This is a genomic window from Bacillus cereus group sp. BceL062 (genome assembly GCF_051780025.1).
Taxonomy (GTDB): Bacteria; Bacillota; Bacilli; order Bacillales; family Bacillaceae_G; genus Bacillus_A; species Bacillus_A toyonensis.
In genome coordinates, this window is sequence record NZ_JBPWGY010000001.1 from 462,766 (window position 1) to 478,620 (window position 15,855).

The following is a 15,855-nucleotide window of genomic DNA, read 5'->3' on the forward strand; positions in this document are numbered from 1 at the left end:
CGATACAAATCGGCATTTTCCTTCGCTTGTCTCTGTCCTTTTTACCTGAGAGATTATCCGCTAAAATAGCGGATTTGCTCCTTCGGCGCTCTTTTTCCTCCGCGCTATTAAAAGCGAGAGGGAGTCTCTCCAGAGATTCGTCCCCATGCAGTTCTACTTGTAACCAAGACCTGAGAGTTTCAAAGTTGGTATTACAACTTTTTGCCCCGTCGGTAGATCAATTGACCTTCTCCTGAATGGTTCATCCGAATTATAAAATTAATATACACATTGAATGTAAATCAATAAAAATATTATAGACAGACAAACTGTGAATTGCAATCTTTTTTTTTATTTTAAAATAGTAAACAGTTTTATTTTTTAGAAATTCCTAATTTATCTTTAACTTCATTTAAAGTAGATAAAGCGATGACAATATGTTGATCGGCAAGCCCTAAAGCCTGTTTTGTATTTTCAATTATTTCATTGGCCGGAGTAGAATTATTGTATTTATCAATAATTAAATCTGCTGCATTTTTCATGTAATTTGATGCGGATTTAAACTGAGTTGTGAATTGGATTAGTTGTTTTTGTATATGTATATCCGTTATGCTTTCTTCGATTTTTATCGTGTCTATTTCGTTCATAAGTGTTTCATACTGTTTGGAAACAGCACTCATTGTAACTAATAGTTTATTTCTATCCACTGAATCTCCGTTCGTATTCATCTCTTCCCAGGCAGGCAACCAATCTTTTTCGATAATGTCATTATAATTAGTAGTCAATTCCTTAATTTTAGGTTGTAATTTAGTTTTGAAAGTTTTTGTATCCACTGTTTCTACAGTTGCTTTTTCATTATCATTTTTATTTTTACCATTAGTTACGTAGAAAATCGTACCGAAAATGATGAAAATAGAAATAACTACTGTCCATTTAGTAAAAAGAATTTTCTTCAATATGTAACGCCTCCAAAATTTAAAAACTTATAATTATAATATATAACAATAATGTTGTTTTAAATAGAGAAAATAAAGTTAGAAGTGATTTGAATTACATCTTTTTTATACGTAACTAATTAAAATTAGTAAAAAGATGAAAGGAATATGTAAGAAAGGGGAATTTTAGTGAAAGTGAATAAAAGAAAACAAGTTTTAAATATTGTAACGGGTATGTTATTAATTGGTGTATCTCGCATTAACGGGCAGTAAGACCCCCACTTCAAAATGCAGCGAAAGCAAAGAAGTTAGGTGGGGGATGAAGAATCCCAAAATGATTAAAGTTTCACTTTATTTGCACTCATTTATGTAGACAAAGAATCTAAAATTGAAAAATTTCCAGTACCAATGTCAGCAATCCATATTAATGATGATAATGAAGAGGTTTATACATATATAAGTGTAATGCTTATTATAAAGGCAAGTGGATGGGAGCCAGCATAGTTAGTTTTAAAAAAGTGGAACGAAAGGTAAATGTATAGCATTATCCGAGAGAAATTACGTATTATTTATTTGAGCAATAGATATACAAGGGAGAAAAGATTTCGATGTAATTCGTATAGAGCTACATTTTTTATATTCCGAATTATTTGAAATGAAAATAGATAGATGGTTTGATAGATATAGTTTAATAAAATGATTAGTTGTACAAAAGTAGAAATTTGTAGTTACCATAGTTTTGTTATGTAAACTGATTGTTGTAAGAGAGATTGTATTATGAGGGGGAATTAGAAATGTTACTAAAAACAATATTTTGCAGAGTGGAAGAAAAGAAAAGGGAGATGTTTTCGGCTGCTCAAGAAAAATGGCGTGATTTACAACATTTAGATGGTTTTCATGGGCAATTTGGTGGATGGAATGAAGATGAGGCATGTGTATTTACTTTATGGGAAGATAGAAGTGCATATCAATCATTTATGAATGGTGCTCACGATACAATTTATTTAAATAGTAATCAAAAAGATACGTTTCTTTCATGTGAAATTGAACTATTTCAAACGTTGTATGATATAAATGCTAAGCCTTTGCAAAACGTTGTTACAGAAGGATCATTCGTAAGAGTTGCCATATGTGATGTAAAGGGAGAAAAAGAAAATCATTTTTTACATAAGCAAGAAACAATTTGGAATAAAGGAATGGAGAATGCAAAAGGGATGTTAGGTGGAGTAGTTGCCAAGTCTTTAAAAAATGAAACTCGTTACATAGTATTAACTTATTGGGAAGATGAAATGGCGCATCAATATTATGTGGAAGAGAGTTTTTCTATGTTGTATAAACTAGCTAACATTCATGAAGATATAGAAGAGATAAGAGGTAAACAAGCTGTATGTAAGGAAGAATGGCTTGTATATTAAGTGCAGAAAAAGTGTATAAATGAATGTATAATAAAGATAATTTCTTGTAAACAAGAAATTAATAGAAGACGTCATATACCCTTTCATGTTAATATATTTAAGTTAAAATAGGAGGCTTACCCTTTTGTATTGTACGGTAGAAGCAGTGTGAGCTTGAAATTTTTTATGAAAAGGATGTGCCTAACTTGCGTATCAATAAATTTATTAGTGAAGCTGGAAAAGCGTCTCGACGCGGAGCAGATAAATTAATTAATGAGAGAAGAGTAATTATTAACGGTAAGGTTGCAAAAATTGGTGACCAAGTAAATCCAGGTGATGATGTACGAGTGAATGGAGAGCAACTTCGTATTGCTCGAGACCATGTGTATATCGCTTTAAATAAACCAGTAGGTATTACATGTACAAGTGAAAAAGCAGTAAAAGGTAATATTATTGATTTAGTGAATCACCCTTTACGTATTAGTCATATTGGGCGTCTAGATAAAGACTCAGACGGTTTAATTTTGTTAACGAATGATGGCGATATCGTTAATGAGATTTTACGTGCTGAAAACAAGCATGAGAAAGAATATATCGTTTCAGTAGATAAGCCAATTACACCTGATTTCTTAGAAAAAATGGCAGCAGGAGTTAAAATTTTAGGTACAAAAACACTTCCTTGTGAGGTTACACAGTTATCAAAATATGAGTTCCAAATTATTTTGACACAAGGGCTGAATCGTCAAATTCGCCGTATGTGTGAAGCTTTAGGTTATCAAGTATATACGTTAAAACGTACGAGAATTATGAATATAGAATTGAATAATTTACCAGTTGGGCAGTGGAGAGATTTATCGAAGAAAGAGAAAAGACGCCTATTTTCAGATTTAAATTACGAACCACAAGATTGGTAAAATTGAGAAGTGAAACCAAATTTTTTTTGGTTTCACTTTTTTAAATTAAATAAATAATATTATTTAACACTTGCAAAAATAAAATGAATAAGATATATTAAATAACAATAAATGGATGTTTTATAAAAGCAAAGAAAAGGACACGAGTTATTTTACCCGGTTATACAGAGAAGGAAGGAAAGCTGAGAACTTCCTAACGCAGAAAAATAACTTACCACCTTAGAGCTGCACTGGGGAAATGAAGTATCTAGTGCCGTGTATGCGACGTTATCGCAAAAGAAGCCATTGCATATTGTGATGGGAATCTGGGTGGAACCACGGATATAAGCATATTCGTCCCTATTTTAGGGATGAATATGCTTTTTTGCATTCAATTTCATAATAAGCAAAGAAAAGGACACGAGTTATTTTACCCGGTTATACAGAGAAGGAAGGAAAGCTGAGAACTTCCTAACGCAGAAAAATAACTTACCACCTTAGAGCTGCACTGGGGAAATGAAGTATCTAGTGCCGTGTAAACGACGTTACCGTAAAAGAAGCCATTGTATGTTTACAATGGGAATCTGGGTGGAACCACGGGTAAAAGCACGCTCGTCCCTATTTTAGGGATGAGTGTGCTTTTTATTATGAAATGGAGAGATGAAAAATGAAAGAACAGATGATTGAAATTAAATTTCCAGATGGTAGTGTTAAAGAATTTGTAAAAGGAATTACTTTAGAAGAAATTGCTGGATCAATTAGTAGTAGCTTGAAAAGGAAAGCAGTCGCGGGGAAAGTAAATGAGGGGTTATATGATTTACGCCGAAATATTGAAGAAAATGCGGCAGTAGAAATCATTACTATAGATTCAAATGATGGAGTAGAAATTGCAAGACACTCTGCGGCACATATTTTAGCGCAAGCTGTAAAAAGATTGTATGGTGATATAAATCTTGGGGTAGGGCCTGTTATTGAAAATGGATTTTATTATGATATGGATCTTCCAAGTAGTGTAAACGTAGAAGATTTACCAAAAATCGAGAAAGAAATGAGAAATATTATAAAAGAAAATATAAGTATAGAACGAGTTGAGGTTTCTCGAGAAGTAGCAGCTAAACTGTTTCAAGACATGAATGATCGCTTGAAATTAGAACTTTTAGAAGCAATTCCTAGTGGGGAAAGTGTAACACTATATAAACAAGGTGAATTTGTAGATTTATGTAGGGGGCCACATGTACCGTCAACAGGCTATTTGAAAGCATTTCAATTAACTCACGTTTCCGGTGCATATTGGCGAGGGGATAGTAATAATCAAGTGCTTCAGCGTATATATGGTGTTGCATTTTCTTCTCAAATAGAATTAGAAGATTATTTACATTTTGTTGAAGAAGCAGCAAAAAGAAACCACCGTAAGTTAGGTAATGAACTTGAGTTATTTATGTTTTCTGAAGAGGCTCCGGGAATGCCATTTTATTTACCGAAAGGCCAAATTATTCGGAATGAATTAGAAGCATTTTTAAGAGAAATTCAAAAAGAATACAATTATCAAGAAGTACGCACTCCGTTTATGATGAACCAAGAAGTATGGGAGAGATCAGGGCACTGGGGCCATTATAAAGATAATATGTATTTCTCAGAAGTAGACAACAAAAGTTTTGCATTAAAGCCAATGAATTGTCCTGGACATATGCTTATGTTTAAAAATAAATTGCATTCTTATCGTGAATTACCGATTCGCATGTGTGAGTTCGGTCAAGTGCATCGACATGAATTTAGCGGTGCGTTAAACGGGTTATTAAGAGTTCGTACTTTCTGCCAAGATGATGCTCATTTATTTGTAACACCGGAACAAATTGAGGATGAAATTAAATCCGTAATGGGGCAAATTGATTACGTATATAAAACTTTTGGATTCGAATATGAAGTAGAGCTATCTACTCGTCCAGAAGATTCAATGGGTGACGATAAATTGTGGGAGCAAGCAGAAGCCGCATTAGAAAATGTATTACAGTCATTGAATTATAAATATAGACTAAATGAAGGTGACGGCGCATTTTATGGACCGAAGATTGATTTCCATATTAAAGATGCCTTAAATAGAAGTCACCAGTGCGGAACAATTCAGCTTGATTTCCAAATGCCAGAGAAATTCGATTTAAATTATATAGATGAGAAGAATGAAAAGAAAAGACCAGTTGTTATTCACCGAGCAGTTTTAGGTTCGTTAGACCGCTTTTTAGCAATATTAATTGAACACTTTGGAGGCGCGTTCCCGGCATGGGTAGCACCAGTTCAAGTGAAAGTAATTCCAGTTTCAAATGCAGTTCATGTACAATATGCAAATGAGGTTGCAGATAAATTAGCACAAGCTGGAGTTCGTATTGAACGAGATATGCGAGATGAAAAGTTAGGATATAAAATAAGAGAAGCACAAATGCAAAAAATTCCTTATGTTCTTGTTATTGGGGATAAGGAAATGGAAAACGGATCTGTAAATGTACGTAAATATGGGGAAGAGAAGTCAGAAGTTATTGCGTTAGATGTATTTGTGGCAAGTATTGAAGAAGAAATAAAGAATAGAAAATATTGATTGTAAAGAAAACACACTATTAGAAATTAGTGTGTTTTCTTTTTTATCTTACAAAAATGTAAGGTAAATGTAAGCGAAATCGAGGGAACGAGTTGTAGAAAAATGAGAATATGAAGTAGGAAATAGGTTCATGTTAAGGGTGTAAATCTTATTGAATGGATAATTAAAAAATTCTTAAGAATCTAAATGACAAAATAATAAGAAATATGCGAGAAATTAATTTTATACAAAAGGGATGGAGTGAAAGAAATGTCAACAAATGTAGTTACTGTAGAAAGTGTAGAAAAAACGTACGGGAAAAGAAATGAGAATCAGTCAAAAGCGTTAAGGGGTGTTTCATTACATATTAAAGAAGGAGAGTTTGTAGGGATCATGGGTCCTTCTGGATCTGGAAAAACGACTTTACTTAATGTGATTAGTACACTGGATCAAGCGACAGGTGGTAGTGTGACGATAGCTGGTACAAATATTACTTCTATGAAGGGGAATGCATTATCAGATTTTCGTTCTCAAAAATTAGGATTTATTTTTCAAGATTTTAACTTACTAGAAAACTTATCAATTTATGAAAATATTGCTTTGCCTCTTTCTTTGCAAGGCGTACCATCAAGTGAGATTACAGGAAAAGTAAATGAGGTTGCGAAGAAATTAGGAATTACTGAAATTTTAACAAAATATCCGACTGCTGTTTCTGGTGGGCAAAAACAAAGAACAGCGGCAGCACGAGCTTTAGTACATAATCCGGCAATCGTATTAGCAGATGAACCAACAGGAGCACTTGATAGTAAAAATGCAAAAAGTTTATTAGAAGCAATGCAAGATTTACATGAAAATCACAATGTAAGTATTTTGATGGTTACACATGATGCGTTTAGTGCAAGTTACTGTGAGCGTATTTTATTTATTCAAGATGGTCTTCTTTATAAAGAATTAAATCGTCAAGGCACTCGAGAGAATTTCTATCAAGACATTTTAGGTGTGCTCGCTCATATGGGCTCAGCTGCTGAGTCTAAGTAGGGGGCGAAACTATGTTATTTAAATTATCACGTCATAGTATGAAAAAGATGTTAAAAGATTATATGGTTTTACTGATTGGTCTCGTTATTAGTATTAGTATTTTCTATATGTTCCAAACGATGGCGATGAACAGTGAATTTACAAAAGATAATAGTCTCATTAGTAGTATTAGACTCGTCTTCTGGGTAGGTGCAATATTACTTTCTTTCATAACTGTATTTTATATTATATATGCCAATTCTTTTTTACTTACATTAAGAAGAAAAGAACTTGGTATGTATATGATGCTTGGAGCGAAAAAGAAAAAAGTAGCACAGTTATTATTTATTGAAACATTCGGTATGGGGATTGTAAGTATTATTATCGGTATTTTAGTAGGGATGTTACTTGCAAGTGTAGCAGGAAATTTTTTAATGAATGGCATGGAAATTTCAGCAAAAGGTAGTTACGCATCTGTATACACACCAGCTATTTTAGTTACATCTATTTTCTTCTTAATACTATTTTTCATTACGGGTATAATGAATAGCATTCGATTGTTACGTAAAACAGAACTAGAGTTAATTCGTGAAGATGAAACACTAGATGAAGTAAAGAAAAGTAAAACTCGCATTATTATAATGACAGTACTGGGTGTATTACTAGTAAGTACAGGGTATTATTTTATGGTAAATATAAGAACATATGCTGAACTTGGTTTTATAATAGCGACGATTGTTACAACACTTGGAACGTACTTTATTTTTAGTTCATTGCTCCCATTTTTTGTGATGAAAATTAAAGGGAATAAAAAACGAAATGAAACGGGCTTAAATAGTTTTACATATGCACAGCTACGCTTTCGAGTAAATAGTTTATCGAGAGTATTAGGTACTGTAGCAATGTTAATTGCATTAGGCGCAGGTGCGATGACGGCAGGTATGGCGTTCCAAAAAAATGTAGGTATTATGACAGACTTTTCTCGTGTATATGATGTTGTAATTCATGATCCGAATGATCAAGATAAAGCGGACTTGAAAGAAATGGAAATTGTTGAAGAAAGCAAGTACAAATATAAAGTAGATGGAGAAGCGGTTTATTATTTACGTAACGACTTAACTGAAAACCCACCACTTATTTCAGATCATTTTGATACAAAGACGTTAAAAGAGCCTGCACGAAAACGTGTGGCTGAACCTTTAACAGAACCTGTATATTCTGCTTTGGAAGCTCCCGAAGCAGCGAATAAGCTTCCTCGTATGCCAAAAGATTGGGAAGATGCGGTTGTAAGAGAAATACAAATTACACATAATCAATTTAACGGAAAGCCTGTAAGAATTGCTGATGAAGAGCATTATAAAGGAATTCAAGGAACAGAACATACTGTAACTTTAGCAAAAGTAGATGATATGAAAAAATATAAACCGTTGTTGATCGAAATAGACAAGAGACAAAAAGAACAAATTGAAAAAGCAACAGGTGCAAAGGTAGATTTATTTACGAAAATGACAATTTATCAGTTCATGAACAGCTTCATGAGCGGAACAATGTTTATGGGATTTTTTCTCGGAATTGCCTTTTTAGCAATGATGGCAAGTTCCCTTATGTTCAAAATATTAACAGGTGCTTCTCGCGACGTACGCCGCTATGAAATGTTACGAAAAATCGGTGTGAGACGTAGTATGTTAACGAAAAGTATTTATAAAGAAATTTCATATTTATTTATCTTCCCAGCGATCATTGGAATTTCCCACGTTTTAGTAGGGCTTAACTTATTCGGTTTTATATTAGTTGACCCATTTGTAAAAGTGTGGGTGCCAATAGGGATTTTCTTAGTCATTTATTTCATCTATTACTGGATAACTGTTCAACTTTATAAAGGGATGGTAATGCCGAAAGAAGAGGTAGGGAAATAGTTTATGAAAAAAGTCCTTGTTTTGAAAACAAGGGCTTTTTTCTATGTTTGTGATACATAAATACGTGTATGCAAGACGTTATTAAGTCTTCATAATAATAAAATATTGAAAATTAAGAAAATTTTAAGGGTTTATATAGCGGAAAGTTAAGATGTGTATGGGACATTAATAATGTACAAAAACATTGAGATGAAATTGGAAAGTGTACTTGTTTTGTACTTTTATTTTCTTGAGGTAGTTTTGCAGAAATAAATTGATATTTTATAAATTTAACAGAAAGGAAGCGTATTATGAAAAAGATAAAAAAATCAATAAAACTTATTGGAGTCATTACTATACTATTACTAACCATAGCACTAATATTTCCTACATGGACTTCGCAAATAAAGAGTAATAACAGTATAAGTACATTAGAACAAGTAGAGATAAATGGAAGTGGTCATGAGATTATGATACGTGGCAAAGATAAGAGGAATCCAGTAATTATCTTTGTTCATGGTGGACAAGGTTCTTCGGAAATACCATATGCTCAAAAATATCAATACTTATTGGAAGAGAAATTCACAGTTGTTAATTATGATCAAAGGGCAAGCGGGAAATCGTATCATTTTTTTGAAGACTATTCGAAATTATCATCAGACCTACTTGTAGAAGATTTATTAGCTATGACAGATTATGTTTCAAAACGTCTCGGTAAAGAAAAAGTAATATTGATTGGGCATTCTTACGGTACATATATTGGAATGCAAGCTGCCTATAAAGCTCCTGAAAAATATGAAGCGTATGTTGGTATAGGGCAGATGAGTGACACAGTAGAAAGTGAGATGGATAGTTTAAAATACGTTATTGAACAGGCGCAAAATGAGGGAAATGCGGAGGAGGTTTCATATTTAAAAGAGTTAACCGAAAAAATTAAAAACGGCGATACATACACTCCGAGAGATTATGTTGCAAAATATGGTGGAACATCAAGACTCATTGAAAATCCAGATGGTGATAACATTCAGATGTTACTTAGTAATGAATATAACTTGTTAGACGTAATTCGTTATAACGTTGGATTATCACATTCCCAAACGGTCTTATTAGAAAAAGATTTAAAGAATCCATTACCTACTAAAGTAACTAAGCTAAAGCTACCATTTTATTTTCTTATGGGTAAATATGACTATAATACTTCATTTCATGCAGCTAAAAAATATTTTGATTTGATTGAAGCGGATCAAAAGGAATTTATAGCTTTTGAAAACTCAGCACATTACCCTCAATTTGAAGAAAAGGAAAAGTTTTATGAGTGGATGTGTGATACATTCGTAAAATAGAATTAAATACAAAAAGCACTTAGTTTAAAAATAAGTGCTTTTTTATAGTATGGAATTGATTGGGAAGGAAAATGTTGGATAATGGTCGAAAGATATAATAAAACTTCCAAAAAATGACGGGAATTGCTATGTTTTTTAGAAAAAGGAGTTAATTTGTTAAAAGGTATAGGTACTATACATAGATTTTATTTCTGAATATTCATTTAAATAGAAAGGATAATAGTTATGTTCATTCGAATTGGTAAGTGGTGTGGAGTTACATGTTTACAATTATTTGCAGCACTTATTTGTATCCTTTTTTTAGGAGCACTTCCGCGTTTATTTAAAGGACTGCAAATTGATTTAATCGGTTTTTGGGACACAGTTCTGTTTCTTGGGGAGAAGTTACTACAACCAGGTGAAATTACTTACGGATTTCGGAACTCAAGAAAGTTATTTCCACAAATATGGACTCATTATGTAGAGACAATGTTTGTATTTATTTCGGCATTTATACTTTCTTTACTCATTGCGTATGTTATCGTTGTGTGGGTATTGCAGCGCTCTCAATCAAAGCAACGTATATGGAATGGAGTTTTCGTCGCACTGGAAAGTATCCCGGACATTTTATTAATTTTATTATCTCAACTTCTAGTAGTAATTATCTTTCAAAAAACAGGATTTATGCCAGTGAAACATGCGGGATTTGGTGAGGATAGAGCTCGTATGTTACCAATAATATGTCTTGCTATACCTACAACGTTATTATTTATGAAGCTACTATTATTACGTTTTAGAGAAGAATTAGAGAAAGATTATAGCATATTTGCAAAGGGAAAAGGACTGAGTTTAAGACATATTTTGACGCACCATATTTCAAGAAACGTCTTGTTAACAACAGTCTATTATGCAAAAACAAATATTTTATTTATGTTATCAAATTTATATATTATTGAATGGCTATTTAATACGTACGGCATGTTTGTTTTTGTAAAAGAAAATTCCAAATTAGAAATATTTACAGTGAGTTTAGTTATATTATACGTACCGCTTTTTATACTATTTCGTTTATTACATACGCTTTTAAAAAATGTTATAAAGGAGCGTGTGTAACATGTGGCAAGTTGTAAAAAGAGATGTGAGATTTTGGCTAGGTGTTACTTTTTTGAGTGTATTAATGATTGTTAGTATTGGAAATACGGTGTTTTTTGACGGAAATATTCGTGAATTAACGATGATGTATAACGAAAAAGGAGAATTAGAGGCTGCTCCGTTTTCACCATCGAGTAAATTTTGGTTTGGAAGCGATGAGAAAGGACGCGACCTTTTTCAGTTAATAATAGAAGGAGCGAAATGGACAGTTGGTGCTAGTATCGTTATCGCAATTTTACGTGTAGTAATTGGCGGAACTATTGGTTTATTGCTTGGTATGTACAGTAAACGCTCATTTTCAGTTATCTCATCTTTTTTTGATCCGTTTAGTATTGTACCGATGATTATGATTTCCTATTTTATGTTAAATGAAGTTTTAATGTTTGAAAGTGGAGAGGAGGCTGCTCCGTTTCATTTACGGGTTACGTTTCAACTTATAGTTCTTGCGTGCCTTGCTGTACCAACTGTTATGTTGTATACGGCGCAAGAAGTAAAGCGTATTAAGAATGAAGAATTTATGTTGGCTGCTACTGTGCTCGGAGGGAGTAAGTGGCAGCGGTTGAAACGCCATGTATGGCCACATATATTACCATCATTTCTTTTATTAGTAGCCCAGCAATTTGTAAGCACCCTATTACTTCTCTTACATCTTGGTTTGTTAGAACTGTTTTTCGGCGGAACAATAATCTTTGGTACAGAGGCAGATAGTGTAACAAAAGAATGGACAGGATTAATTGGTCAAAACTTCCGCCATTTAACTACTCATACTTGGATCGTGGTCATACCAATCCTTTCTTATAGTATGACAATCTTATCTGGAAATTTGATTAGTAATAGTATGCAAGATGCAATTAAATTAGGAAATGTGAGAAGGCCAAAGGGGGAAAAGAAAAAAGGGAAAGTAGAGAAACAAATACAACCGACTATGAATGATTTTTCATTCTATAGAGAGGTACAAAAATAAAAAAAGATAGCTGAAGACAAATCGTTTTCAGCTATCTTTTTTCGTTTAAAGTGGAGGTAAATCAATTTTACCTTCTTCAAATAATTCTTTTATCATATGTTTCGTATAACCAGCTGCTTGACTAAATGTGATTTTTGCTGGCATTGGTGCTTCGTTTACATCTACAACTACATCAATAATACACGGCCTGTTTTGTTTTACTGCACTTTCGAAAGCAGGTAGTAGTTCATCTAATTTCTCAATACGGTAGCCAATACCGCCGCACGCCTCTGCATATTTTGCGAAATCTGGATTCGTTAAATCGGTGCCGAATTCGATATTACCCATAACTTCTTGTTCGAATTTAATCATGGCAATTTTATTATTGTTCAATACGACTACAACGATTGGTAGTTTATATTTTACAGCTGTTACAAAATCGTTCATAGTCATTCCAAATCCGCCGTCACCACAAACTGCAAATACTTGTTTATTCGGGAACGCAATTTTTCCAGCAAGTGCACCAGGTAAACCGCAGCCAAGTGTTGCGAGCCAGCTTGAAATGATAAATTGCTGGTTCGTCATACGGAAGTGCCTTGCTGTCCAGACCGTTACATTTCCGACATCAACTGAAAGGATGGCGTCATCTTCTGCTACTTGCTGCAATGCATGCATAACGCGTTGTGGTTTAATTGGAGTAGAGGAATCTTCTTCCTGACCGTGTAATTTTTCTTCCCACTTTTTCATCATTTCTTGATGATGCTCTAAGAAGGAATGGTCCTCGTGTTTTTCTACATTTTCAATTAACCATTTTAATGTTTTATCAGCATCACCGGCTAAGCCGATATCTGTCACATAACGCTTCCCGATTTGGGCGGGATCTGTATCGATATGAATTGTTTTTGCCTTTTCAGGTAAGAAACCAGTGAACGGATAAGAAGTACCCACCATAATTAAAGTATCCGCGTGTTTCATTGCTTCATAAGATGGTTTCGTTCCAATTAATCCCAATCCACCGATGCAAAGTGGGTGTTCATCAGGAACAATTCCTTTAGCTGGCAATGTAAGTACGATTGGAGCGCCGATATGTTCTGCGAATGCAAGTAAAGATTCTCTTGCATGTTTTGCGCCTTTACCTGCTAAAATAACAAGTTTTGTCGCTTCATTTATTGCGAGTTTCGCTGCATCTAAATCTTCTTTTTGCGGAAATAGCTCAGGCAATGTAAAAGAAGTGTTTGTAACACGAGCCCCATTTTTTACTTCGAATTTCGGAACGTCATCCGGAATAGTGAGAACAGATACACCTTTTTTCGTATAGGCCATACGAATCGCTTGATTCACTACAGCAGGTAGTTGCTCCGCTGACATAATGCGCTGGTTATACACTGCAACATCATCAAACAATCTTTCTAAGTTTACTTCTTGGAAAAAATCCGTTCCGAGTAAATCGGTTTCTACCTGTCCTGAAATTGCTAGCACAGGAGCCTTATCGAGTTTCGCATCATATAAACCGTTTAATAAATGAATAGCTCCAGGTCCTGCGATTGCCATACAAACACCGAGTTTCCCTGTTAATTTCGCATAAGCGGCCGCTGCTAATGCGCCAGCTTCTTCGTGGCGAACTTGAATGAATTTAATTTTATCTTGTTTTTTTCTTAAAGCTTCAATGATAGAATTGATAGAATCTCCAGGCATACCGTATATATGTTCTACTCCCCAGTCAATTAATAAATCAACTAATGCTTCACCAGCTGTTTTCCCAAACATAATTGTTCCTCCTCATAATAGGTAGATAACAATATGTTTTGAAGAAAAAGGAAAAATATACAAATAATAAATTTTTTAGCTTTAATGATGACCAGCGAATAAAGTAAACACTGTTATTAGTAAAAAACCACTAGTTGCCCACATGAGAAATGTAAGGAAAGAGAGCTGTTTCTTAGCTTTCCAAAGCATTTCATGAATTGTGACATAACCAAGTGAACCGATAGCGCTGCCCATAATGAGACCTTGTAAATGAAGAGCTTTTCCTTCCATTAAAATTCCAAACACCGTACCGGTACCGAGAATAAGAGAAAGTAATAAAGTTGTTAATAGAAATGAAACATATTTATGTTTTGTAAAGAGAAAGGGGATAATTAAAGCTAATCCTTCTGGAATATGGTGAACGACGATTGCTATTAAAAAGGGAATGCCTGAGTCAGCATGATTAATAAAAGCTGTGCCTAACGCAAATCCACTCGGTATATTATGAATAAATATAGCGAAAGAGAGAAACAGGAATGTTTGCCATGCTTGTTGATCCTTTTTATGTATCATTGGATGGTGACAATAGTTATCTAATAAGCTCATAACTAAAATACCGATAGCTATACCAAGTATAGGACCAGTCATTTCATAGCCTGAAAATGTTTCAGGAATAATTTCAAGGGATAAAAGGCCAAGCAAAATACCACCACATAATGCGTATAAACGATGCATCTTTTCTTCAATTAGCTGGCGTGTTGCAACTCCAACAACACCTCCTAATAGTAGTCCACCGAACGAAAAAAATGTTACAATCATTGGAATCCATAAACGCTCCATAGTATCACACTCCGATTGTATTCCCTTATTTTTAGCTTACGAAAAGTTAAGTTGGATTAGTCCAAGTAATTGTGTTTGAGTATAGAGAAAAAACTAGCAATTCGTTATAATTTATATATTAAATTTAAGTGGGAATATGAAAAGGGGAATTGATTATGCAGCAAATTAAAAAAATAGGAAACTCATTTTGGTATATGACACCTGTTTCTGAAACAGATAGACCTATATTAGGAATGGTCGTTGGAAAAGAAAAAACTTTAATGATTGATGCAGGGAATTCAGAAGAACATGCACAATTGTTTTTAGAAATGCTAAAAGAACAGAATGTATCGAGTCCTGATTTCGTAGCACTAACGCATTGGCACTGGGATCATATTTTTGGATTACCTGTACTACAAGAGGCATTGTCTATTGCACATTCTGAAACGAAAAAAGAGATGAGTACACTTGTTTCTTATGAATGGACAGATGAAGCGTTGGACACACGTGTAAAAGAGGGTACTGAAATTGAATTTTGTGCGGAGTGTATCAAAAAAGAGTTTAATGAAAAAGCGAGAAATATTAAAATTATTCCTCCAACTTTAACATTCCAGAATCAACTTGAATTAGATCTTGGTGAAGTGACATGTGTGCTAAAGCATGTGGGCGGAGATCATTCACATGACTCTGTTGTTATGTATATAAAAGAAGAAAAGATATTGTTTTTAGGAGACTGTATATATGCAGATATTTTTTCTTCGAAGTGGAACTATACGACGAAACGAACGGTTACATTAATAGATGAATTAGAAAAATTTGATGCTGAGACATATATTCTTTCTCATGGGACAGCTATAAATCGGGAGGAGTTTTTAAAAGAAATACAATTGCTAAAAACAGTAGGAACATACACAGAAGCTCATAAAGGCGATGAAGAGAAGATAAAGGCAGCGTATAAACAAGAGCTAGATAGAGAATTAAATGAAGATGAGTTAGAAACAATAACGTATTTTGTAAATGGTTATGAAATGGTTAGCCAGTAAAACGCAACTCTAATCAAATAGCCTTAAACTGTACAAAAAGAGTATTGAAGTTTACTTCAATACTCTTTTTAATAAGTAAATATTAAGCCGCAACCAATTTGAGTTTTTTTGCAGGCTTATCATCTGAAGTTATACGACTTTATTTATT

Annotated in this window: 12 protein-coding genes, 1 riboswitch and 2 other annotated features; of the genes, 9 read left to right on the forward strand and 3 right to left on the reverse strand. The window is 33.7% G+C overall.

Translation table 11 applies throughout. The annotated features are described in order from the left end of the window. Window positions 1-22 precede the first annotated feature (22 nt). Window positions 23-143, reverse strand: a riboswitch (glycine riboswitch). Window positions 144-353: 210 nt separating this feature from the next. Then, window positions 354-935: a hypothetical protein gene (locus ACS2MN_RS02285; RefSeq protein ID WP_000721820.1), complete on the reverse strand. Its 582-nt coding sequence runs from the start codon at window positions 933-935 to the stop codon at window positions 354-356. Window positions 936-1,708: 773 nt separating this feature from the next. Here ACS2MN_RS02285 and ACS2MN_RS02290 point away from each other — a divergent pair. The 8 genes from ACS2MN_RS02290 to ACS2MN_RS02325 all read left to right on the forward strand — a co-directional run bounded on the left by ACS2MN_RS02290 (window position 1,709) and on the right by ACS2MN_RS02325 (window position 12,120). Then, window positions 1,709-2,329 (forward strand): YdbC family protein, encoded by a 621-nt coding sequence (locus tag ACS2MN_RS02290; protein WP_088055991.1) that lies wholly within the window; start codon window positions 1,709-1,711, stop codon window positions 2,327-2,329. Window positions 2,330-2,514: 185 nt separating this feature from the next. Continuing rightward, complete coding sequence (gene rluF / locus ACS2MN_RS02295) at window positions 2,515-3,222, forward strand: 23S rRNA pseudouridine(2604) synthase RluF (protein ID WP_001222161.1); 708 nt, start codon at window positions 2,515-2,517, stop codon at window positions 3,220-3,222. Window positions 3,223-3,344: 122 nt separating this feature from the next. Continuing rightward, window positions 3,345-3,566 (forward strand) — a binding site (T-box leader). Between the two features lie 35 nt (window positions 3,567-3,601). Further along, window positions 3,602-3,824: a binding site (T-box leader), on the forward strand. A 44-nt stretch (window positions 3,825-3,868) separates the two neighbouring features. After that, window positions 3,869-5,791, forward strand: coding sequence for a threonine--tRNA ligase (thrS, locus tag ACS2MN_RS02300; RefSeq protein WP_198130536.1), 1,923 nt, complete (start codon window positions 3,869-3,871; stop codon window positions 5,789-5,791). 249 nt (window positions 5,792-6,040) lie between these two features. Next, window positions 6,041-6,808 carry an ABC transporter ATP-binding protein gene (locus ACS2MN_RS02305; RefSeq protein WP_000106414.1) on the forward strand — a complete coding sequence of 256 codons (768 nt, stop codon included), beginning with the start codon at window positions 6,041-6,043 and terminating at the stop codon, window positions 6,806-6,808. 11 nt (window positions 6,809-6,819) lie between these two features. Further along, complete coding sequence (locus ACS2MN_RS02310) at window positions 6,820-8,703, forward strand: ABC transporter permease (protein WP_346994222.1); 1,884 nt, start codon at window positions 6,820-6,822, stop codon at window positions 8,701-8,703. A 290-nt stretch (window positions 8,704-8,993) separates the two neighbouring features. After that, on the forward strand, window positions 8,994-10,025 hold the full coding sequence (locus tag ACS2MN_RS02315) for an alpha/beta fold hydrolase (protein ID WP_438894650.1): 1,032 nt from the start codon (window positions 8,994-8,996) through the stop codon (window positions 10,023-10,025). A 225-nt stretch (window positions 10,026-10,250) separates the two neighbouring features. Further along, window positions 10,251-11,117 carry an ABC transporter permease subunit gene (locus tag ACS2MN_RS02320; RefSeq protein WP_142286012.1) on the forward strand — a complete coding sequence of 289 codons (867 nt, stop codon included), beginning with the start codon at window positions 10,251-10,253 and terminating at the stop codon, window positions 11,115-11,117. Between the two features lies 1 nt (window position 11,118). Further along, window positions 11,119-12,120, forward strand: a complete 1,002-nt coding sequence (locus ACS2MN_RS02325) for an ABC transporter permease (protein WP_088055986.1) — start codon at window positions 11,119-11,121, stop codon at window positions 12,118-12,120. Between the two features lie 45 nt (window positions 12,121-12,165). Here the strand turns inward: ACS2MN_RS02325 and ACS2MN_RS02330 are convergent, their stop codons facing one another. Next, window positions 12,166-13,866 (reverse strand): pyruvate oxidase, encoded by a 1,701-nt coding sequence (locus ACS2MN_RS02330; RefSeq protein WP_088055985.1) that lies wholly within the window; start codon window positions 13,864-13,866, stop codon window positions 12,166-12,168. Window positions 13,867-13,947: 81 nt separating this feature from the next. Next, a complete protein-coding gene (locus tag ACS2MN_RS02335; RefSeq protein ID WP_438894651.1) occupies window positions 13,948-14,685 on the reverse strand; it encodes a ZIP family metal transporter in 738 nt (245 codons plus the stop codon). 155 nt (window positions 14,686-14,840) lie between these two features. Here ACS2MN_RS02335 and ACS2MN_RS02340 point away from each other — a divergent pair, with 155 nt between their 5' ends. Next, window positions 14,841-15,707 carry an MBL fold metallo-hydrolase gene (locus ACS2MN_RS02340; protein WP_001184102.1) on the forward strand — a complete coding sequence of 289 codons (867 nt, stop codon included), beginning with the start codon at window positions 14,841-14,843 and terminating at the stop codon, window positions 15,705-15,707. Window positions 15,708-15,855 lie beyond the last annotated feature (148 nt).

Excerpts from the sequence above, each read along its gene's own strand:
- ACS2MN_RS02320 (WP_142286012.1), top strand. The coding sequence starts at position 10,251 with ATGTTCATTCGAATTGGTAAGTGGTGTGGAGTTACATGTTTACAATTA.
- ACS2MN_RS02305 (WP_000106414.1), top strand. The coding sequence starts at position 6,041 with ATGTCAACAAATGTAGTTACTGTAGAAAGTGTAGAAAAAACGTACGGG.
- ACS2MN_RS02325 (WP_088055986.1), top strand. The coding sequence starts at position 11,119 with ATGTGGCAAGTTGTAAAAAGAGATGTGAGATTTTGGCTAGGTGTTACT.
- thrS (WP_198130536.1), top strand. The coding sequence starts at position 3,869 with ATGAAAGAACAGATGATTGAAATTAAATTTCCAGATGGTAGTGTTAAA.
- ACS2MN_RS02330 (WP_088055985.1), bottom strand. The coding sequence starts at position 13,866 with ATGTTTGGGAAAACAGCTGGTGAAGCATTAGTTGATTTATTAATTGAC.
- ACS2MN_RS02290 (WP_088055991.1), top strand. The coding sequence starts at position 1,709 with ATGTTACTAAAAACAATATTTTGCAGAGTGGAAGAAAAGAAAAGGGAG.
- ACS2MN_RS02315 (WP_438894650.1), top strand. The coding sequence starts at position 8,994 with ATGAAAAAGATAAAAAAATCAATAAAACTTATTGGAGTCATTACTATA.
- ACS2MN_RS02335 (WP_438894651.1), bottom strand. The coding sequence starts at position 14,685 with ATGGAGCGTTTATGGATTCCAATGATTGTAACATTTTTTTCGTTCGGT.
- ACS2MN_RS02340 (WP_001184102.1), top strand. The coding sequence starts at position 14,841 with ATGCAGCAAATTAAAAAAATAGGAAACTCATTTTGGTATATGACACCT.
- ACS2MN_RS02310 (WP_346994222.1), top strand. The coding sequence starts at position 6,820 with ATGTTATTTAAATTATCACGTCATAGTATGAAAAAGATGTTAAAAGAT.